Origin of the sequence: Acidovorax kalamii (assembly GCF_002245625.1) — a bacterium.
In the GTDB taxonomy this organism is placed as follows: Bacteria; Pseudomonadota; Gammaproteobacteria; order Burkholderiales; family Burkholderiaceae_C; genus Acidovorax; species Acidovorax kalamii.
The window spans coordinates 727,066-746,675 of the sequence record NZ_NOIG01000004.1; the positions used below are offsets into that span (position 1 = coordinate 727,066).

At 64.3% G+C, this 19,610-nt stretch carries 18 protein-coding genes; 15 read left to right on the top strand and 3 right to left on the bottom strand.

Annotated features, from left to right (window positions below):
• The first annotated feature begins 2 nt into the window (after positions 1 to 2).
• The gene (locus CBY09_RS06425) at positions 3 to 806 is read left to right on the top strand and encodes an enoyl-CoA hydratase/isomerase family protein (protein ID WP_094288083.1); all 804 of its coding nucleotides are present in this window, start codon (positions 3 to 5) and stop codon (positions 804 to 806) included.
• A 62-nt stretch (positions 807 to 868) separates the two neighbouring features.
• Positions 869 to 2,443 carry a malonate--CoA ligase gene (locus tag CBY09_RS06430; protein WP_094287540.1) on the top strand — a complete coding sequence of 525 codons (1,575 nt, stop codon included), beginning with the start codon at positions 869 to 871 and terminating at the stop codon, positions 2,441 to 2,443.
• A 135-nt stretch (positions 2,444 to 2,578) separates the two neighbouring features.
• On the opposite strand, the gene CBY09_RS06435 is transcribed toward CBY09_RS06430, so the two are convergent.
• Positions 2,579 to 3,022: a universal stress protein gene (locus tag CBY09_RS06435; RefSeq protein WP_094287542.1), complete on the bottom strand. Its 444-nt coding sequence runs from the start codon at positions 3,020 to 3,022 to the stop codon at positions 2,579 to 2,581.
• A gap of 107 nt (positions 3,023 to 3,129) precedes the next feature.
• On the opposite strand from CBY09_RS06435, the gene CBY09_RS06440 reads away from it, so the two are divergent.
• The 9 genes from CBY09_RS06440 to CBY09_RS06480 all read left to right on the top strand — a co-directional run bounded on the left by CBY09_RS06440 (position 3,130) and on the right by CBY09_RS06480 (position 11,295).
• Positions 3,130 to 5,664: a heavy metal translocating P-type ATPase gene (locus CBY09_RS06440; RefSeq protein ID WP_094287544.1), complete on the top strand. Its 2,535-nt coding sequence runs from the start codon at positions 3,130 to 3,132 to the stop codon at positions 5,662 to 5,664.
• Positions 5,664 to 5,801 (top strand): cbb3-type cytochrome oxidase assembly protein CcoS, encoded by a 138-nt coding sequence (gene ccoS, locus CBY09_RS06445; RefSeq protein ID WP_094287546.1) that lies wholly within the window; start codon positions 5,664 to 5,666, stop codon positions 5,799 to 5,801. Before CBY09_RS06440 ends, ccoS begins: the two co-directional genes overlap by 1 nt.
• A 64-nt stretch (positions 5,802 to 5,865) precedes the next feature.
• Positions 5,866 to 7,305 (top strand): cytochrome-c oxidase, cbb3-type subunit I, encoded by a 1,440-nt coding sequence (ccoN, locus tag CBY09_RS06450; protein WP_094287548.1) that lies wholly within the window; start codon positions 5,866 to 5,868, stop codon positions 7,303 to 7,305.
• Positions 7,306 to 7,322: 17 nt separating this feature from the next.
• Complete coding sequence (ccoO, locus tag CBY09_RS06455; protein WP_063461824.1) at positions 7,323 to 7,955, top strand: cytochrome-c oxidase, cbb3-type subunit II; 633 nt, start codon at positions 7,323 to 7,325, stop codon at positions 7,953 to 7,955.
• A gap of 12 nt (positions 7,956 to 7,967) precedes the next feature.
• A complete protein-coding gene (locus tag CBY09_RS06460; RefSeq protein ID WP_063461825.1) occupies positions 7,968 to 8,105 on the top strand; it encodes a cbb3-type cytochrome oxidase subunit 3 in 138 nt (45 codons plus the stop codon).
• Positions 8,106 to 8,129: 24 nt separating this feature from the next.
• Positions 8,130 to 9,050 carry a cytochrome-c oxidase, cbb3-type subunit III gene (gene ccoP, locus CBY09_RS06465; RefSeq protein WP_094287550.1) on the top strand — a complete coding sequence of 307 codons (921 nt, stop codon included), beginning with the start codon at positions 8,130 to 8,132 and terminating at the stop codon, positions 9,048 to 9,050.
• Positions 9,051 to 9,137: 87 nt separating this feature from the next.
• The gene (ccoG, locus tag CBY09_RS06470) at positions 9,138 to 10,583 is read left to right on the top strand and encodes a cytochrome c oxidase accessory protein CcoG (RefSeq protein WP_094287552.1); all 1,446 of its coding nucleotides are present in this window, start codon (positions 9,138 to 9,140) and stop codon (positions 10,581 to 10,583) included.
• Between the two features lie 69 nt (positions 10,584 to 10,652).
• Positions 10,653 to 10,928: a FixH family protein gene (locus CBY09_RS06475; protein WP_094287554.1), complete on the top strand. Its 276-nt coding sequence runs from the start codon at positions 10,653 to 10,655 to the stop codon at positions 10,926 to 10,928.
• A 73-nt stretch (positions 10,929 to 11,001) separates the two neighbouring features.
• Positions 11,002 to 11,295: a hypothetical protein gene (locus CBY09_RS06480; RefSeq protein ID WP_094287556.1), complete on the top strand. Its 294-nt coding sequence runs from the start codon at positions 11,002 to 11,004 to the stop codon at positions 11,293 to 11,295.
• 40 nt (positions 11,296 to 11,335) lie between these two features.
• On the opposite strand, the gene fnr is transcribed toward CBY09_RS06480, so the two are convergent.
• The gene (gene fnr, locus CBY09_RS06485; RefSeq protein WP_063461830.1) at positions 11,336 to 12,058 is read right to left on the bottom strand and encodes a fumarate/nitrate reduction transcriptional regulator Fnr; all 723 of its coding nucleotides are present in this window, start codon (positions 12,056 to 12,058) and stop codon (positions 11,336 to 11,338) included.
• A gap of 195 nt (positions 12,059 to 12,253) precedes the next feature.
• Here fnr and hemN point away from each other — a divergent pair, with 195 nt between their 5' ends.
• The 4 genes from hemN (at position 12,254) to CBY09_RS06505 (ending at position 18,371) form a co-directional block, all read left to right on the top strand.
• On the top strand, positions 12,254 to 13,636 hold the full coding sequence (hemN, locus tag CBY09_RS06490; protein WP_094287558.1) for an oxygen-independent coproporphyrinogen III oxidase: 1,383 nt from the start codon (positions 12,254 to 12,256) through the stop codon (positions 13,634 to 13,636).
• 5 nt (positions 13,637 to 13,641) lie between these two features.
• Positions 13,642 to 14,385: a sulfite exporter TauE/SafE family protein gene (locus tag CBY09_RS06495; protein ID WP_094287560.1), complete on the top strand. Its 744-nt coding sequence runs from the start codon at positions 13,642 to 13,644 to the stop codon at positions 14,383 to 14,385.
• A 246-nt stretch (positions 14,386 to 14,631) separates the two neighbouring features.
• Entirely contained in the window at positions 14,632 to 15,930 is a 1,299-nt protein-coding gene (locus tag CBY09_RS06500; protein WP_094287562.1) for a cyclic di-GMP phosphodiesterase, read from the top strand.
• Positions 15,927 to 18,371, top strand: a complete 2,445-nt coding sequence (locus CBY09_RS06505; RefSeq protein WP_094287564.1) for a sensor domain-containing protein — start codon at positions 15,927 to 15,929, stop codon at positions 18,369 to 18,371. The genes CBY09_RS06500 and CBY09_RS06505 overlap by 4 nt, the downstream gene beginning before the upstream one ends.
• Positions 18,372 to 18,433: 62 nt before the next feature.
• On the opposite strand, the gene CBY09_RS06510 is transcribed toward CBY09_RS06505, so the two are convergent.
• Positions 18,434 to 19,249, bottom strand: a complete 816-nt coding sequence (locus CBY09_RS06510; protein WP_094287566.1) for a sulfite exporter TauE/SafE family protein — start codon at positions 19,247 to 19,249, stop codon at positions 18,434 to 18,436.
• Positions 19,250 to 19,610 lie beyond the last annotated feature (361 nt).

Here is a 19,610-nt window from a genome sequence, read left to right on the forward strand (position 1 = left end):
AGATGTCGGGTGAAGTGTTGATGAATGCCGGTGAGGGCGGTGTGGTGCATGTCACCCTGCGCCACACCGGGCGGCTGAATGCCATGTCGCGGCCCATGTGGCGGCAGCTGCGTGCGGTGTTTGAAGATGTTCAGCGCCGGGCCGATGCACGCTGCGTGCTCATCACGGGTGAGGGCGGGGCGTTTTGTGCTGGTGGCGATATATCCGAGTACCCCGATTTTCGTTTCGACCCTGCCGCCCTGCGCGACTTCCATGAAAACGACGTGTGGGGCGGGCTCCACGCCATGCTGGCCTGCGATGTACCCATCGTGGCCAGCATCCGTGGGGCTTGCATGGGCGCGGGGGTGGAGATTGCGAGCTGCTGCGACATCCGCATTGCGGGCAGCGCTGCCCGTTTTGGCGCGCCCATTGCCAAGCTCGGCTTTCCCATGGCCCCGCGCGAGGCGCAGCTGGTGGCGGGCGCCGTGGGCGAGGTGGTGGCGCGCCAGATGCTGCTGGAGGCCGCCACCTTCAGTGCTGCCGACATGCTGGTGCGTGGTTTTCTGAGCCGGGTGGTGGCCGACGACATGGTGGCCACCGACGCCCTGGGCAGTGCGCAGCGGGTGGCGGCGCTCGCCCCGCAGGCTGCGCGCCTGAACAAACAGACATTCAGGGCATTAAAAATGCCTTCTGTGCGCGACAGTAAAGAGTTTCCAGCTATCGAAAGGATAGTAAACGGTGCCCCCGACCCCTACGGCTATGCCAACAGCGCCGAGCACCGCGAGGGCATCACCGCGTTCCTGGACAAGCGCCCGCCGGTGTTTTGACCGGACCGCCGCAGGCCCGCCTTTCGCCTTCTTCCTTGTTTCAAAAAAACCAAGCCCAAGCCATGAGCCATCACAACCTCTTCAGCGCCCTGCGCGCAGCCTTCCCTGCCGACCTGTCGAGCACCGCCGTGGAGACCACGGCGCCCGATGGAACGCCCCTGTTCTACACCTGGGGCGACCTGGACCGCGCCAGCGCCCGCATGGCCAACTTGCTGGCATCGCTGAAGCTGCCCGAGGGCAGCCGCGTGGCCGTACAGGTAGAGAAATCGGTCGAGGCCATGGTGCTGTACCTGGCCACGCTGCGCGCGGGTTATGTGTTTTTGCCGCTCAACACGGCCTACCAGAGCGCCGAGATCGAGTACTTCATCGGCAACGCCGAGCCAGGTGTGGTGGTGTGCACGCCCGGCAACTTTGGCTGGGTGAGCAAGATCGCCTTCAACCAGGGCACGGGCCATGTGTTCACGCTCGGCGATGACCGCACGGGCAGCCTGCTGGAGCGCGCGGCGCACCACAGTGACGTGCACCAGCCGGTGCAGAAGTCGGCCGACGACCTGGCCGCCATCCTCTACACCAGCGGCACCACGGGCCGCAGCAAGGGTGCGATGCTCACGCACGGCAACCTGCTGAGCAATGCCGTGACCTTGAAGGACTACTGGGGCTGGACGGCTACCGGAGGGCCTGATGGCCGTGGTGACGTGCTCATCCACGCGCTGCCCATCTTTCACGTTCACGGCCTGTTCGTGGCCATCCACGGCGCGCTCATCAACGGCAGCAAGATGATCTGGTTCGCCAAGTTCGACCCCAAGGCCGTGCTGGCCGCCATGCCACGCGCCACGGTCTTCATGGGCGTGCCCACGCTGTATGTGCGTCTGCTGGCCGAGGCCGGGCTCACCAAGGATGCGGCCAAGAACATGCGCCTGTTCATCGCGGGCTCTGCGCCGCTCTTGATCGAGACCTTCACCGAATGGCAGCGGCGCACCGGCCACACCATCCTGGAGCGCTACGGCATGAGCGAGACCATCATGCTCACCTCCAACCCCTACGCGGCCGACAAGCGCCACGCGGGGCAGTCCGAGCGGCGCGGTGCCACCGTGGGCTTTCCGCTGCCGGGGGTGGGCCTGCGTGTGGTGGACGACGCGAACAAGCCGCTGCCCGTGGGCGAGATCGGCAACATCCAGGTGCAGGGCCCCAACGTGTTCAAGGGCTACTGGCGCATGCCCGAGAAGACCAAGGAAGAGTTCACGGCGGACGGCTGGTTCAAGACCGGCGACGTGGGCAAGGTGGACGAGCGCGACTACGTGAGCATCGTGGGCCGCAGCAAGGACCTGATCATCAGCGGCGGCTACAACGTCTACCCCGCCGAGATCGAGGGCTACATCAACGACATGCCCGGCGTGGCCGAGAGTGCCCTGGTGGGCGTGCCCCACCCCGACTTTGGCGAGGTCGGTGTGGCGGTGGTGATTGCCAAGCCCGGCGCCAGCCTGAACCCCGACGCCATCGTGGCGCAGCTGAAGTCGCAGTTGGCCAACTTCAAGATCCCCAAGAAGTGTTTTGTGGTGCCCGAACTGCCGCGCAACACCATGGGCAAGGTGCAGAAGAACCTGCTGCGCGAGCAGCACAAGGGGCTGTTTGCCTGATAGCCAGACGGCCAGACGGCCGGTGGCAGGACAAGAACAAATGGGGCCGCGCAGGCCCCATTTGTTTTGCTCATTTATTGATAGCTAATACCGCTTTATGGATGAGCGGTAACGGCTGTTTTTGTTCATATTTTCTTATCGCAGCACCAGCACCGGGATGTGCGAGTGCGTCAGCACATGCTGGGTCTCGCTGCCCAGCAGCAGCCGCTTGAGGCCCTTGCGGCCATGTGATGCCATCACGATCACGTCGCACTTGTGCTTCTTGGCGGCAGAGATGATGGCCTCGGCCACCAGGTCGGACTTGGCGATGACGGGCTTGACCGATACGCCCTGGGCTTCGCCTTGGGCCTTCACGCCATCGACCATGGCCTGGGCCGCATCGCCCCACTGCGTTTCGATGCGCTTCACATCGTTGGCATCGACGGGCATGCCGCCTTCAAAGTAGCTGCGGGGGTAGCGGGGCACCACCTTGAGGGCCACCGCAGAGGCGCCGGTGAGGGCGGCCAGCGACAGCCCGTGTTCCACGGCTTTGTCCGAGAGGGGGGAGCCGTCCGTTGCGATCAGGATGCGTTTGTACATAAAGGTCTCCTCAAAACGATGGATCAAGCTTAGGATGAATCATGTTCCGGGACTTGATGCAGGTCAATGTACCTGTCATGGCCCAACGATAGGCTTGAACCATGTCAATGTTTCGACCCGATGCGTCGGTGGCCTCCCCGGCGCATCTGCCTGATGGCGTGGCGGATTCATCGCCCACCGCGCCCACCCAGCTGCTGGACGACCCGCAGGAATGGCTGGCGTTTGGCCGCCCCTGCACACCCGCAGGCAGCCCCTTGCCCGCCCAGGCCGTCGAGGCAGTGCTGGCCTGCCCCGAGGCCGCCACCTGGGATTCGCACGTGGTGCTGGAGGGCATGCATTGCGCCGCCTGTGCCCTCACCATCGAAGACGCCCTGCGCGCCGTGCCCGGCGTGCTGCAGGCCGACGTGAGTGCGGCCACGCGCCGTGCCCGCGTGGTGTGGCAGCCGGGCAGGGTGCTGCCCTCGCAGTGGATGAAGGCCGTGCAGAACGCGGGCTACCGCGCCATGCCGGCCATGGATGCGTTTGCCCGCGCACAGCGCCAGCGTGAAAGCCGCCGTGCCCTGTGGCGCTGGCTGGTGGCGGGCTTTTGCATGATGCAGGTGATGATGTACGCGTGGCCCGCCTATGTGGCGCAGCCCGGCGACCTCTCGGGCGAGATGGAGCAGCTGCTGCGCTGGGCCTCCTGGGTCATCACGCTGCCCATGGTGGTGTTCTCGTGTGGCCCCTTCTTTGCCAGCGCACTGCGCGATGTGCGGCTGCGCCGCGTCAGCATGGACCTGCCGGTGGCGCTGGGCATGGCGATCACCTTTGTGGTCAGCACGGCGGGCACGTTCGACCCGAGTGGCATCTTTGGCAAGGAGGTGTATTACGACTCCCTGACCATGTTCGTGTTTTTCCTGCTCACCGGCCGCTGGCTGGAGCTGCGCCTGCGCGACCGCACAGCCGGTGCGCTGGAGGCGGTGATGAACCGCCTGCCCGACAGCGTGGAGCGGCGTGATGAGGCCACCGGCATTTTTGCCCGCGTGGCCACGCGCCGCCTGGTGGTGGGCGACACCATCCGCGTGTTGCCGGGCGAGGCCTTTCCGGCCGACGGGTGCATCACCGCAGGCAATACACATGCCGACGAGGCGCTGCTGACCGGCGAATCCACCCCCGTGGCACGCCCGCTGGGCAGCCATGTCACGGCGGGCAGCTACAACTTGCAGTCACCTGTTGAAGTGCGGGTGGAGGGCACGGGCGGGCAGACCCGGTTTGCGCAGATCGTGGCGCTGATGGAAAGCGCATCGTTGCAAAAGCCCCGGCTGGCCTTGCTGGCCGACCGCATTGCACGGCCGTTTCTGCTGGCCGTGCTGCTGGCGGCGGGGCTGGCCGCCGCATGGTGGTGGCCGTCGGACCCCGGGCATGCGCTCATGGTGGCGGTGGCTGTGCTCATCGTGACCTGCCCCTGTGCGCTGTCACTGGCCACGCCGGTGGCCATGCTCACGGCGGCGGGCACCCTGGCGCGCCACGGGGTGCTGGTGCGCAACCTGCAGGGGCTGGAGGCGCTGGCCCAGGTGGACACCCTGGTGTTTGACAAGACCGGCACATTGACCCGCGACGGCATGGCTCTGCAGGCCGTGCACACCATGCAGGGCTGGTCGGCCGACGACGTGCTGAGCCTGGCGGCCGCGCTGGCGCGCCACTCCATGCACCCTGCATCGCGTGCGGTGGTGGCTGCCGCCTCGGCATCGGTGCCAGCGCCGCAGGGGCGCTGGCGTGTCGCCAATCTGCAAGAGGACGCGGGCCTGGGTCTGAGCGCTACGGTGTCGGACAACACGGGTGCTGTGCCCGGTTGCAGGGTCTGGCTGGGCTCGGCCCGCCACGCCGGGGTGGCAGCGCAGCAGGGCACTGCAGCGTTGCAGGTGGTGCTGTCGGCGCAAGGGCTTGAGCAAGGGGCCGGTGGCGATCTGCTGGAGCTGGCCCGGTTCGATCTGGTGGAAGACCTGCGCAGCGAGGCGCCAGCCGTGGTCGCCACGCTTCAGCAGGAAGGCGTGGCGGTGCAGTTGCTGTCTGGCGACCGATTGGGGGCCGTGCAGCGTGTGGCCGCACAGGCGGGCATTGCGCAGGTGCAGGGCGAGTGCTCGCCCCAGGGCAAGCTGGAGGCCCTGCGGGCGCTGCAGGCGGGCGGGCACCAGGTGGCCATGGTGGGCGATGGCCTCAACGACGGCCCGGTGCTGGCCGGGGCCCATGTGTCGTTTGCGTTTGGCCGTGCCGTGCCGCTGGCGCAGTCGCGGGCAGATTTTGTGGTTCTGGGCGACAGCCTGGCGCTGGTGCCGCAGACCGTGTTGCTGGCGCGCCGCACGCTGCGTGTGGTGCGCCAGAACCTGTGGTGGGCTGCGGGCTACAACGCGCTGTGCGTGCCGCTGGCCGTGGCGGGTTGGATGCCCGCCTGGCTGGCCGGGCTGGGCATGGCACTGAGTTCGCTGCTGGTGGTGCTCAACGCCGCGCGGCTGGCGCGCGGCCTGCCTGTGCTGCCCGCCCTGGCCGGTGTTGATGCGGGTGCAGATGCTGGCATGGATGCCGATGCCCTTGCTGCGGGCAAGGTGCAACAAGCGCCCCTGCCTCTTCCCAACCTTCCCAAGACAACCCTGGAGCCCGCCTGATGGACATCCTTTATCTCCTGATCCCGTTGTCCGTGCTCCTGGTGCTCCTGATCCTGGGCGGGCTGTGGTGGGCGGTCTACCACGGCCAGTTCGAGAGCGTGGAGCAAGAGGGGGAGCGCATTCTCCGAGACGGTTGACTTGTGTCAATGCCCCACTGAGCCGACTGCAACAAACTCTTACTGCAATACAAAGAGGTGCCCGATGGATTCTCAAAAAACTATGACTGCGCACTACAACGATACGGTCGTGCGGCAGTTTTCTATCTTGGCCGTGGTTGTGGGGGTGGTTGGCATGCTGGTGGGCGTTGTGATCGCTGCCCAGCTGGCCTGGCCAGAACTCAACTTTGGCATTCCCTGGCTCAGCTATGGGCGCTTGCGCCCCTTGCACACCAATGCGGTGATCTTCGGTTTTGGCGGCAGTGCCCTGTTCGCCACCAGCTACTACGTGGTGCAGCGCACCTGCCAGGTGCGGCTGTTTGCCGGGCCCCTGGCCGCATTCACTTTCTGGGGCTGGGTGCTGGTCATCGCCGCCGCTGTGGTCAGCTTGCCGATGGGCTACACCTCCGGCAAGGAATACGCCGAGCTGGAGTGGCCCATCGACATCCTGATCACGCTGGTGTGGGTGTCCTACGCCATTGTGTTCTTTGGAACCGTGGGTACCCGCAAGGTCAAGCACATCTACGTGGCCAACTGGTTCTTTGGCGCGTTCATCCTGGCGGTGGCGCTGCTGCACCTGGTCAACAGCGCGGCCATTCCCGCAGGGCTCATGAAGAGCTACTCGGCTTACGCCGGTGTGCAGGACGCCATGGTGCAGTGGTGGTATGGCCACAACGCCGTGGGCTTCTTCCTCACCGCAGGCTTCCTGGGGATGATGTATTACTTCATCCCCAAGCAGGCTGGCCGCCCTGTGTACTCGTACCGCCTGTCGATCGTGCACTTCTGGGCGCTGATCTTCACCTACATGTGGGCGGGCCCCCACCACCTGCACTACACCGCGCTGCCCGACTGGACGCAATCGGTGGGCATGGTGTTCTCGCTCATCCTGCTGGCCCCCAGCTGGGGCGGCATGATCAACGGCATCATGACCCTGTCGGGCGCATGGCACAAACTGCGTGACGACCCCATCCTGCGCTTCCTGATCGTGTCGCTGTCGTTCTACGGCATGTCCACGTTCGAAGGCCCGATGATGTCCATCAAGACCGTCAACGCGCTGAGCCACTACACCGACTGGACCGTGGGCCACGTGCACTCTGGCGCGCTGGGCTGGGTGGGCCTGATCTCCATGGGCTCGCTGTATTACCTGGTGCCGCGCCTGTTTGGCCGCGACAAGATGCACTCCATCAAGGCGATCGAGCTGCACTTCTGGATGGCCACCATCGGCATCGTGCTGTACATCGCCGCCATGTGGATTGCCGGCGTGATGCAGGGTCTGATGTGGCGCGCCATCAACCCCGACGGCACGCTGACCTACACCTTTGTCGAGAGCGTGAAGGCGACCTATCCGTTCTACGTGATCCGTGTGGCCGGTGGCCTGCTGTACCTGGGGGGCATGCTCATCATGGCCTGGAACGTGTGGATGACCGCGATCTCTGGCCGTTCGGTCAAGGTGGCCATTCCTGCCGTGAATGCTGCCCACGCCTGAGCCGAAGGAGTCAATTCATGTCCAATAACAATTCATCTTCTTCCACCGGCTTCTCGCACGAGAAGGTCGAGACCAACAACTTCCTGATGATCGTGCTGATCCTGCTGGTGATCGCCATTGGCGGCCTGGTGGAGATCGTGCCCCTGTTCTTCCAGAAGTCCACCACCGAGGCTGTGAAGGGCGTCGAGCCCTACACCGCCACGCAACTGGTCGGGCGCGATGTGTACATCCGCGAGGGCTGCTACAACTGCCACTCGCAGATGATCCGCCCCTTCCGCGCCGAGACGCTGCGTTACGGCCACTACTCGGTGGCAGGCGAGTTTGTGTACGACCACCCCTTCCAGTGGGGCAGCAAGCGCACGGGGCCGGACCTGCACCGCGTGGGCGGCAAGTACAGCGACGAATGGCATCGCATCCACCTGAACAACCCGCGTGACGTGGTGCCCGAGTCCAACATGCCTGCCTACCCCTGGCTGGAGAAGAGCGTGGTGGACCCCGCCAGCGTGGCGCCCCGCATGAAGGCGCTGCGCACGGTGGGTGTGCCTTATACCGACGAGCAGATCACTGCCGCCGCAGCCGAGGTGAAGGGCAAGACCGAAATGGACGCCCTCATCGCCTACCTGCAAGTCATGGGCCGCGCGCTCAAGTAAAGGAGATTGGCCATGGACATCACGACCATGCGCATCGTCGCCACCCTGGCATCGATGGCCTGCTTCATTGGCATTTGGGTCTGGGCCTACCGGGGCCGCAACAAATCCCGGTTTGACGAGGCGGCACAACTGCCCTTCGAACAAGATTGACCCTCACCAGAACGAGAACATCCCATGAGTGACTTCACCAGCAATTTCTGGTCGGTCTTTGTGACCGCGCTGACACTGGTCGGCATCATCGCCTGCGGCATCCTGCTTTGGATGGCGGGCCGCAAGAAGGTGATGGCCACGGCCGACAACACCACGGGCCATGTCTGGGACGAGGACCTGGTCGAAATGAACAACCCCCTGCCACGGTGGTGGGTGTGGCTGTTCGTCATCACCATCATCTTCGGCCTGGGCTACCTGGCTGCCTATCCGGGCCTGGGCAGTTTCACGGGCAAGCTAAACTGGACCCAGAAGGGTGAGTACGAGGCCGAAATGGCCAAGGCCAAGACCGAGCTGGAGCCGCTGTACGCCCGTTTTGCCTCGATGAAGCCCGAGGACATGGCCAAGGACCCTCAGGCCCACGCCATTGGCGAGCGCCTGTTCATGAACAACTGCGCGCAGTGCCATGGCTCGGATGCGCGTGGCAGCAAGGGCTTCCCCAACCTGGCGGACGGTGACTGGCTGCACGGCGGCACCCCCGAGAAGATCCGCGAGACCCTGGAAAAGGGTCGTATCGGCAACATGCCACCCATGGCGGCGGCTGTGGGCTCGCCAGAAGATGTGCGCAATCTGTCGCACTACGTGCTGAGCCTGTCGGGCAGTCCGCACGACTCGCTGCGCGCTTCGCTGGGCAAGTCCAAGTTCACGGCATGCGCTGCGTGCCACGGCATGGACGGCAAGGGCAACCAGGCCCTGGGCGCCCCCAACCTCACGGACGATATCTGGCTGCATGGCTGGGGCGAGGCGGCGATCACCGCCATGATCAACAACGGCAAGGTCAACCAGATGCCCGCGCAGGCCGACAAGCTGACGGAAGCACAGATCGGGGTCCTGTCGGCCTATGTCTGGGGTTTGTCGAACGGCAAGCAGGCAGCTGCCGCGCGTTGATCGATGCTGCCAGGCGACCGCCTCGGCGGTGGTTGCCTGGCTTCTTTGTTGTTAGGCTGTTTACCTCCCTGTGAGTAGATCGACACCATGAAGCCCCCCAGCGAGCCTGCTCGCAAGGTCATTCCGATTGCACCCGTGGCGTCAGAGCCGTCTGCCCAGGGCGAGATCATCTCGCTGTACGAAGCGCAGAAAAAGATCTATCCGCGCTCCATCAGTGGCCTGTTTGCGCGCTGGCGCTGGGGCATGGTGCTGCTCACGCAGATCGTGTTCTATGGGCTGCCCTGGTTTGAATGGGGGCAGCGCCAGATGGTGCTGTTTGACCTGGGTGCGCGACGCTTTTACATCTTTGGGTTGGTGCTGTACCCGCAGGACTTCATCTACCTCACCGGACTGCTGATCATTTCGGCGTTGTCGCTGTTCCTCTTCACGGCGGTGGCCGGGCGGTTGTGGTGTGGCTTTGCCTGCCCGCAGACGGTCTACACCGAGATGTTCATGTGGATCGAGCACAAGATCGAAGGTGACCGCAGTGCGCGGCTGCGGCTGGACAACGGACCCTGGACCTTCGAGAAGATCCGCAAGAAGTTCTTCAAGCAGCTGGTATGGGTGGCGGTGGCCTTGTGGACCGGATTCACCTTTGTGGGTTATTTCGTGCCCATCCGCGAGCTGGGCAGCGAGTTGCTGGCGCTGCAGGGCGGCTGGCAGATTTTCTGGGTGCTGTTCTATGGCTTTGCCACCTATGGCAACGCGGGCTACATGCGCGAGCAGGTCTGCAAGTACATGTGCCCATACGCACGGTTCCAAAGTGCCATGTTCGACAAGGACACGCTGATCGTGACCTACGACCCCGAACGGGGCGAGCAGCGTGGCCCGCGAAAGAAGAACACCGACTACAAGGCGCAGGGGCTGGGCGACTGCATCGACTGCTCACTGTGTGTGCAGGTCTGCCCGGTGGGCATCGACATTCGCAAGGGGCTGCAGTACGAATGCATCGGCTGCGGCCTGTGCGTGGATGCCTGCAACACGGTCATGGACAAGATGCAGTACCCCCGGGGGCTGATCCGCTATTCCACCCAGAACGGCGTGGCCCAGCGGTGGACCCAGTCGCAGATGCTGCGGCGTGTGCTCCGGCCCCGGGTGCTGATTTACAGCGCAGTGCTGGTGGCTTTGTGCGTCGCCATGCTGGCCAGCCTGGTCGTGCGCACCCCGCTCAAGGTTGATGTGGTGCGAGACCGTGCAGCGCTTTCGCGCATCGTGGCTGGCGGCAAGCTGGAGAACATCTATCGCCTGCAGATCATGAATGCGACAGAAGGTGAACAGCGCTATCGCATCAGCGCGCGGGGCCTGGAGGGGCTGGAGGTGTCTTCGGACGCCGAGGTGGACATCGGCCCCGCAGAGTCGCGCTGGGTGGCGGTGCGTTTGCAGATTCCCTATGGGTCGGCAAGCCCGGGCTCTCATGCCGTTCAGTTCGATGTGCAGGCCGTCGGTGCCGCCGCCCATGTGACAGAAAAATCGGTGTTCCTGGTGCCACGCTGAACGGTGCCCTGGTGCAAGGCCACGCATGGCCTTGTGTTGATTGAGATGATTGTGAAGGAGTAAATCGCCATGTCTTCAAGCCCAGCCATTGCCCCTGTTGCGGCAGCACCCTGGTGGAAATTCGGCCATGTCTGGCTGGTGATTGCCGGCCCGGTCATTGTGATCGTTGCGGGTTTTGTGACCTTGTGGCTGGCGCTGTCCCGTCCAGACCCAGTGGTGGCAGAGGATTACTACCGCAAGGGGATCGAGATCAACAAGACGCTGGAAGCCCCCGAGAAGAGCCTGGCACCTGCCATGAAGGGACGCAACCATGCGGCCACCCCCGTGCAGGATCAGCCGCGTTGAAATACACAAGCATGTGGCTCACCAGTGATGCCACCGTGCCGCCACTGAGCCCCCAGGAGACAGGAACGACGATATGTGGACGCAACGCCTGATGTGGATTGCATGGCCCGCCTTCTTGATGGCGGGGGTGCTGGAGATGCTGGTTTTTGCCATGGTGGACCCCCAGGATCTGCACTGGTTTGGGCAACCGCTGGCGCTGTCGCGGCAGGGTGTCTACACGCTGGCTTTTTTTGCGTTCTGGATCATCACCATGGCAAGCAGTGCGTTGACCACGCTGCTTGCCATGTCACCCTTTGAGTTGAACCGCTGCCCGGTCCCCGAGGGTGAGCGGCCAGACGACTGCCGCAAGACATCGTCCTGTTCCTGAGCAAGGGGGGCGTTACTGGCCAACCGGGACGGCGGCCAGATCAGTGGCAGGCTTGCTGGCTGTTCACAATGCGCTTGAGGGCATCCGTGTCCAGGATGCGGACATGGCGCTGCTTGACTTCCACTATGCCTTCTTCCACAAATTTGGAGAAGGTCCGGCTCACGGTTTCGAGTTTCAGGCCCAGGTAGCTGCCGATTTCTTCGCGGGTCATGCGCAGCACCAGTTCGGACTGCGAGAAGCCGCGTGCATGCAGCCGTTGCACCAGGTTCAGCAAAAAAGCCGCCAGGCGCTCTTCGGCGCGCATGCTGCCCAGCAGCAGCATCACGCCGTGTTCGCGCACGATCTCGCGGCTCATGATTTTGTGCACATGGTGCTGCAGGGCCGTGACCTCGCGCGAGAGTTCCTCGATGCGGTCGAAGGGCATCACGCAGACCTCGGCATCTTCCAGGGCCACCGCGTCACAGGTGTGGTGGTCGTTCACGATGCCATCGAGGCCAATGATCTCGCCCGCCATCTGAAAACCGGTGACCTGGTCGCGGCCGTCTTCGGTAGCCACGCAGGTTTTGAAGAAACCCGTGCGGATGGCGTAAAGCGACGTGAAGGACTCGCCATTGCGGAACAGCGTGCCCCCCCGCTTGACCTTGCGGCGAACGGCAACGACTTCATCGATGCGCTGCAGTTGCTCTTCGTTCAGGCCCACGGGCATGCACAGCTCGCGCAGGTTGCAGTTGGAGCAGGCGACTTTGATGGTGAGCGGGTTCATAGGCACGTGAGCTAGAGGTTGGGTGTCAAGTACATCGCGCCCGATACGAAAAAGCTGGAAGGCCTTCGGGGGGGCGCCGGAGCGACTGACATTTGTCAAATTGTCGCCCGTCGGCCTGGTCGTTCGCTTGATGCAGGTCAAGGACATCGCCGAGAGGGTACGGCACAGTCAGGGTGTACGCAAGGATATTCCCCCATGACCGCTGTTTCGCCCGATCTCCTGCGCCGTTTTGACGTGCCGGGGCCCCGCTACACCTCCTATCCGACAGCCGACCGGTTTGTCGAAGCGTTCGGGCAGGAAGACTATATCCTGGCACTGGAGCAGCGCCGGACAGGCTCGGTGGCCAAGGCCTTGCCCTTGTCCTTGTATGTGCACATTCCGTTCTGCGAGTCGCTGTGCTACTACTGCGCCTGCAACAAGATCATCACCAAGCACCATGACCGCGCAGAAGTCTATCTGCGCTACCTGAGCCGCGAGATCGATCTGCACACCGCACACTGCGGCGTGGGCCAGGTGGTGAGCCAGCTGCACCTGGGTGGGGGGACGCCCACGTTTCTGTCGGATGCGGGTTTGCGTGAACTCATGGCCATGCTCAAGCGCAGCTTCACCTTGGCGCCGGGCGGTGAGTACTCCATCGAGGTGGACCCCCGCACTGTGAACGCCGACAGGCTGGCGCTGCTGGCTGAGCTGGGCTTCAACCGGCTCAGTTTCGGTGTGCAGGATTTTGATGCGGAGGTACAGAAGGCCGTGCACCGCGTCCAGCCTGCCGAACAGGTGTTCGCATTGGTGGAGTCAGCGCGCTCGCTGGGTTTTGATTCGGTGAACGTGGACCTGATCTATGGCCTGCCGCGCCAGACCCCCGAGTCGTTCGACCGTACCCTGGAGCAGGTTGCACAGTTGCGGCCCGACCGCATTGCGCTGTATGCCTACGCACACCTGCCCGAACGTTTCAAGCCCCAGCGCCGCATTGTGTCGGCCGAGCTGCCCACGGCGTCGAGCAAGCTGTCGATGCTGTCGCGCTCGCTCGATGCGTTCATGGACGCGGGTTATGTCTATGTGGGCATGGACCACTTTGCGCTGCCCTCGGATGCCTTGGCTGTGGCCAAACGCCAGGGGCGGTTGCATCGCAACTTCCAGGGCTACAGCACACAGCCCGACTGCGATCTGATCGGACTGGGCGTATCGGCCATCGGCCGCGTGGGTGCGACCTACAGCCAGAACTCCAAGACGCTGGAAGAGTATTACGACTTTCTCGACCAGGGGCGCCTGCCGGTGGTGCGTGGCCTGGCCCTCACGCGCGACGATCTTGTGCGCCGCGCCGCCATCATGGCCCTGATGTGCCAGGGCGAGTTGCTCTATGAATCCATGGAGCAGGCCTGGTTGATCGATGTGCGGCAGTACTTTGCGGCGGAGATTGCCCAGCTCGAAGACATGGCCGAACAGGGGCTGGTGCGGGTGGGACCCGAGGGGATCGAAGTGACGGCCATGGGATGGTTTTTTGTGCGGGGCATTGCCATGGTCTTTGACCGTTATCTGCAGGCAGACCGTAATCGCGCCCGGTTTTCGCGCATCATCTGAGGCCTATGCTCGCAACCGTTGCCTGGACGGCTTTGCTCATGGGACTCGCAGGCGGGTCCCATTGCCTGGTCATGTGTGCTGCGCCCTGTGGTGCCGTGGTGGGGCGGGCTGCGGCCTCAGAGGGGGCGGACAGTCCGGCGCCAGAAGGCACTGCGGTGCAGGTTGTGCAATGGGTGCCACGGGGTGGGGTGGTTTTGCGCACCCTGGCGTTTCATGGGGGGCGGCTGGTGGGCTACGCGGCCGCAGGCGCCCTGGCCGCCCTGGCCATGGACAGCCTGGCTTGGCTTACCCAGCAGACCACGGCCCTGCGCCCGGTGTGGACCCTGATGCATGTGGCTGTCATGGCCTGGGGCCTGATGATGATGGTGCAGTCGCGCCAGCCTGCCTGGGTGGAGCGGGCCGGGCGGGCGGTGTGGGGGCGCGTCCGGCCGCTGGTAGGGGCGCCCGGTGGCGTGCTGGTGGCAGGCGCCCTGTGGGCCTTGATGCCCTGTGGATTGTTGTACTCGGCCCTGCTGGTCGCCGCTCTGAGTGGCGGAGCCTTGGAAGGGGCGCTGACCATGGTGTTGTTTGCCGTGGGTAGCGGGGTGTGGCTGCTGGGTGGCCCCTGGGCGTGGAGCCGACTTCGAAGCCGTCTGAATCAGGTGCGTGCAGAGTGGGGCACCCGGGTCGCGGGGGGGCTGCTCTGTGCGGTGGCAGCCTGGGCACTCTGGATGGACCTGATCTACAAGCCTTCACTCTGGTGCCGCTGAAGCCAGACGCTGCCGGAGGCGGGGCGTATCGGGCCCTTCGAAGGCAGGCCGATCCCAAGACACTTCGCCGCAGGCCCCCATTTTTGGGCTAATTGCCACGGGCTAGGCACTTGTGGGGCAAGTGTTGCCCAAGTGTTGCCGTATCGCCGCGATGGGGTTGTGCTGCTTAGACAAGCCTCCGTAACTGGTGATAATCTGCGTAACTATTGGTGGCATTGATGTCTCCATGTTTCGCGTGCGCCTGAAGTGAACTCTTCCATCCTCATCGACATCAGCCAACTGCGGGTCGGCATGTACATCCAGCTTGATGTGGGCTGGATGCATCATCCATTCCCGACCAGCAGTTTCCGGGTGGCGTCGGCCGAACAGATCGCCACCTTGCGAGGGCTGGGGTTGACCGAGGTGCGTTACCTGCCCAAGAAAAGTGACCCGGCGCTCAAGGAGCTGGTGCCTGCCGCCTGGAGCGTGCCCGAAATGGTGGCGCCCCCCGCCAATGGCCTGGAGGCACCAGGGGTTCCCGCAGCGGTGGACACCGAAGCCCTGCGGCGGCGCCAGTTGCTGGAGGCACAGAACAAGGCTCTGGCCGCCTGCAACCAGCGATTCGCCGAGGCCACCCGGCAGTACCAGGCACTGGAGCGGGCCGTGTCAGAACACCCCGACCTGGCGCGAGACAAAGGCGTGGCGCTGGTGTCCGGGTGTGTTTCCGAGCTGCTCGAAAACGGTGACTCTGTCATCCGGCTGTTGTCGGAAGGCGTGGGCGAACGCAACGCCTTGCACCCTATCAACGTAATGGTTATTTCGCTGTTGCTGGGCCGTGCCTTGGGCATGAAAAGCGAAGAGCTGCAGGGCCTGGGAGTGGCGGCGCTGATTCACGACCTGGGCAAGCTCAAGCTGCCGCCGAACCTGCGGCAGCCCACGCCGTCCATGCCCCTGATGGAGCGGTCGCGGTATGAAACCCATGTGGCGGAATCCGTGGCGATGGCCAAGCGCATGGGGTTTCCTGAGGCTGTGGTGCAGGCGGTGGCCCGGCATCATGAAATGGCCGATGGCAGCGGGTTTCCGCAGCGGCTCACCGGGGTGGACCTGGGGCGGGCGAGCCAGGTGCTGGCGCTTGTCAACCGGTACGACCGCATGTGCAACCCTACTGTTGGTGTGGATGCCCTCACGCCCCACGAGGCGCTCTCGGTCATCTTTGCCCAGCTCAAGGTGAAGTTCGATTCGGTGGTGCTCGGCGCTTTCATCCGCATGATGGGGGTGTATCCGCCGGGCTCCATCGTCCAACTGGTCAATGACCGTTATGCGATTGTGGCCTCGGTGAATTCTTCGCGCCCGTTGCGGCCCAAGGTCATCGTCCACGACTCCAGGGTGCCCAAGGATGAGGCGCCCATCCTGGACCTGGAAACTGTTCCCGAGCTGGGCATACGCCGCAGCCTCAAACCGGCACAGCTGCCGCGCGATGCGCTGGACTACCTGTCGCCCCGGCAGCGCATCTGTTACTTTTTTGAGCGAGCGGTCAGCCCCGGCCCTGAAGAGGCGGGTACGTGACCGACTTGCAATCGCATGGCTGGCTGGATGGGCTGCAGGAAGCCGTCTGGCTGGTCGATGAGACGCACCACCTCATCCTGCATGCCAATACCGCCGCCGAGCGCCTGGTGGGCATGCCTGCAGCCGACATGGCGGGCAAGCCCGTGCTGGGCCTCGCAGCCACCCCGCAAGACCAGGCCTTCTGGGCCGAACCCCCGGAGGTGATTGCGGCAGGAATCCACTCGCACACCAGCCTGGTGCGTGCCAATGGCCAACTGGTGCCTGTGGAGCGCCATGTCGCGCGTGTGCCCTGGGGGCCGGACGGGCGCACGGTCTTCATGCTCACCATGCTCGACCGCAGCGCCCAGGAGGCGACGGAGCGCGAACTGGAAACCCTGTTGTCCGAGCTGCGTGCGACGCTGGATTCAGCGGCCGACGGCATGCTGGTCTGCGGGCTGGACCGCAGTGTGCGCGCCTTTAACCAGAGGCTGGCCCAGCTCTGGGGCTTGCCGCGCCAGTTGCTGGTCGAGCGCGACGATGCAGCCGTCTATGCCTTCATGGCCAGCCAGGTGACCGATGCCCGCGCCTATGCCGAGCGCATGGTGGCTATTGAGCGCGAACCCATGCAGGAGAGCACGGACATCCTGGAACTGCGCAGCGGCATGGTGCTGGAAATGCGGACTGTGCCGCAGTTTCGCCAGGGGCGGGCGGTGGGGCGCGTCTACTCGTACCGGGACATCACCCGGCAGACCGAAATCCAGGCCAGCCTGCGCCTGGCGGCACGCGTGTTCGAGTCCAGCCTGGATGCCATTTTTATTGCCGACAGCCAGCACCGCATCATGCGCATGAACCCGGGCTGTGAGCGCCTGGTGGGGCCCGCTGCCAAAGCCTTTGAGGGCTGCACGGCTGCTTCGCTGTTCGGCGGCGGCTCGGATGCGGCCTTCATGGAGCGCGTGCAGCAGGGCTGGGCCCGTGACGGTTTCTGGGAGGGGGAGCTTTGGCTGCCCCGAGACAACGGGGCCTACTGCGCCGTGCAGCTGTCCTGGGTGGCGCTGCGCGACGACGAAGGGCTGCTGGTGCAGAGCATTGGCTTCATGCGTGACCTGACTCTGCAGCATGCGGCGCAGAAACGCATCGAGGAGCTGGCCTACAGCGACGTGCTCACCGGCTTGCCGAACCGGCTGCTGCTGTCGCAGCGGGTGGACACCGCGATCCAGGGCGCACGCCAGAGTGACACCGGGTTTGCCATCCTCTTCCTGGATCTTGATCGTTTCAAGATCATCAACGATTCCTTGGGGCACCCCTTTGGCGACCGGGTGCTGCAACTGGTGGCCGAGCGCCTGCAGACCTGCCTGCGGCAGACCGACATGCTGTGCAGACTGGGGGGAGATGAGTTCGTCATTTACCTGCATGGCGGTGATGCCCCGGTGGCCGAAAGCGTGGCGCGCCGCATCCTGGACGACATGCTCAAGCCTTTCATGCTCGACAGCATGGGGTTCTCCATCCAGTGCAGCATTGGCATTGCCTTGTATCCGCAGGACGGGGCGACCCTGGACGATCTGATCAAGCAGTCCGACACCGCGATGTACCGGGTCAAGGAGCGGGGGCGCGGCAGCTACGGCTTCTACCAGCCGCAGATGAATGCCAACCTGCTGGCCCGCATGCAGATGGAACACGCCATGCGGCAGGCACTGGGCCTGCAGCGCATGGCTGTGCACTACCAGCCGCAGGTCAACATGGCCACAGGGCGCATTACAGGGGCCGAGGCGTTGATCCGCTGGACCGATCCCGAGTTCGGTGCGGTCTCGCCGGGCGTGTTCATCCCTTTGGCGGAAGAGTCGGGCTACATCGTGACCCTGGGTGCCTGGGTGATGGAGCAGGCGGTGCGCGAGGCGGCGGTGTGGATGCACAGCGGCATGCCGATCATGATTTCCGTGAACGTGTCGGCGCTGGAGTTCCGCCAGCCTGACTTTGTGGACCGGATCACGCGCCTGCTGGCCGTGCACCAGCTGCCGCCGACCTTGCTAGAGCTGGAGCTGACCGAAACCATCCTGCTGCAGGATGCGCAGGAGATGGAGCAGCGCCTGCGGGTGTTGGCAGATCTGGGCATTGGCCTGGCCATTGATGACTTTGGCACGGGCTATTCCAGCCTGGCCTACCTCAAGAAACTGCCGATCCACAAGCTCAAGATCGATCAGTCCTTTGTGCGCGGCTTGCCCGATGACGATGGTGACCGGGCCATCGTGAGCGCTATCATCAGCATGGGCCGCGCCATGCACATCGAGGTGGTGGCGGAAGGTGTGGAAACCGAAACCCAGCAGGCCGTGCTGCAGCAGATGCTGTGCGAGCACTACCAGGGCTTTCTGTGTGCCCCCGGGCTTCCGGCCGACAAGTTCCGCGCCATGCTGCGCGAGCCCTTGCCGCTGAAGGCGCAGGGCAAACACCGGCCGGTCAATTCGTAAGCCCCATTGAGGCAGGGGCTTGCATCAGCAGGCCCGCCTGAGCGTGCGGTTGCGCCTTGGCCTCAATGGGCCGTCACGCCCTTCCACAGCATGTAGGCCGCCAGACCAAACAACAGGTAGGCGAAAACGCGTTTGAGCTGCTTCACAGGCAGGCTGTGCGCGGCCTTGGCACCCAGTGGTGCTGTCAGCACACTGCAGGTGGCGATCACGGCGAGCGCGGGCAGCCAGACGTAGCCCAGCGATGCCGTGGGCAAGCCCGCCACGTTCTGCCCGCCCACCACGTAGCCAACCACGTTCGCCAGAGCAATTGGAAAACCGAGTGCGGCACTGGTGGCCACGGCGTTGTGGATAGGCACGTTGCACCAGGTCATGAACGGCACGCTCACAAAACCGCCACCAGCCCCTACCAGGCCGGACAGGAATCCGATCACGCCGCCTGCTGCCACCTGGCCTGCGCCACCAGGCATCTGGCGCGTGGGGGCGGGCTTCTTGTCCAGAAACATCTGCGTGGCAGAGAAGCTCACGAACAGCGCAAAGAAGATGGCGAGGAAGGAGCCCTTGAGCAGCGCAAACACCCCGAGGCTTGCCAAAAAACCACCCAGCACGATGCCGGGGGCCAGGCGCTTGACGATGTCCCAGCGCACCGCTCCGCGCTTGTGGTGGGCACGTACGCTGGAGATCGACGTGAACATGATGGTGGCCATCGACGTGGCAATTGCCATCTTCACGGCCAGGTCTGGCGCAACTTTTTGTGCTCCCAGAATGTAGGTCAGGAACGGCACCAGCAACATGCCGCCACCAATGCCCAGCAGCCCGGCGAGAAAGCCGGTGGCCAGGCCCAACACACCAAGTTCAACAATCAGGAGAGGGTCCAGCATGGCGCAATGAGAAGAAATGAAAGAGAGGGTCGTGGCCCCGGGGAGAGGGGGCAATGCCCTGCCTGGAGGGGGGCAGCGGTGGCGTGCGATGGCAGGGGCATGGGGAAGAGGGTGTCTGCGAATGCCACCGGACTCTCATCCTGAACCGGGGGTTCAGGTGGGCGAGGGCAGCCAAGCGTTGGGTTCATCTGACGCGAGATGATCACGCTCACCGGGCGATGTACCAAGCCCGAGCTCGTTGAGCATTGGTTCAAGGAAATATAAAGCCCGGCGGCTTCGCAGACCTCGCCATTGTAGGCGCTTGCAACAGGTGCGAAGAGTGGGGCGAGGGAAAAGCCCGCAGGCTTGCTGGCGCATCGCC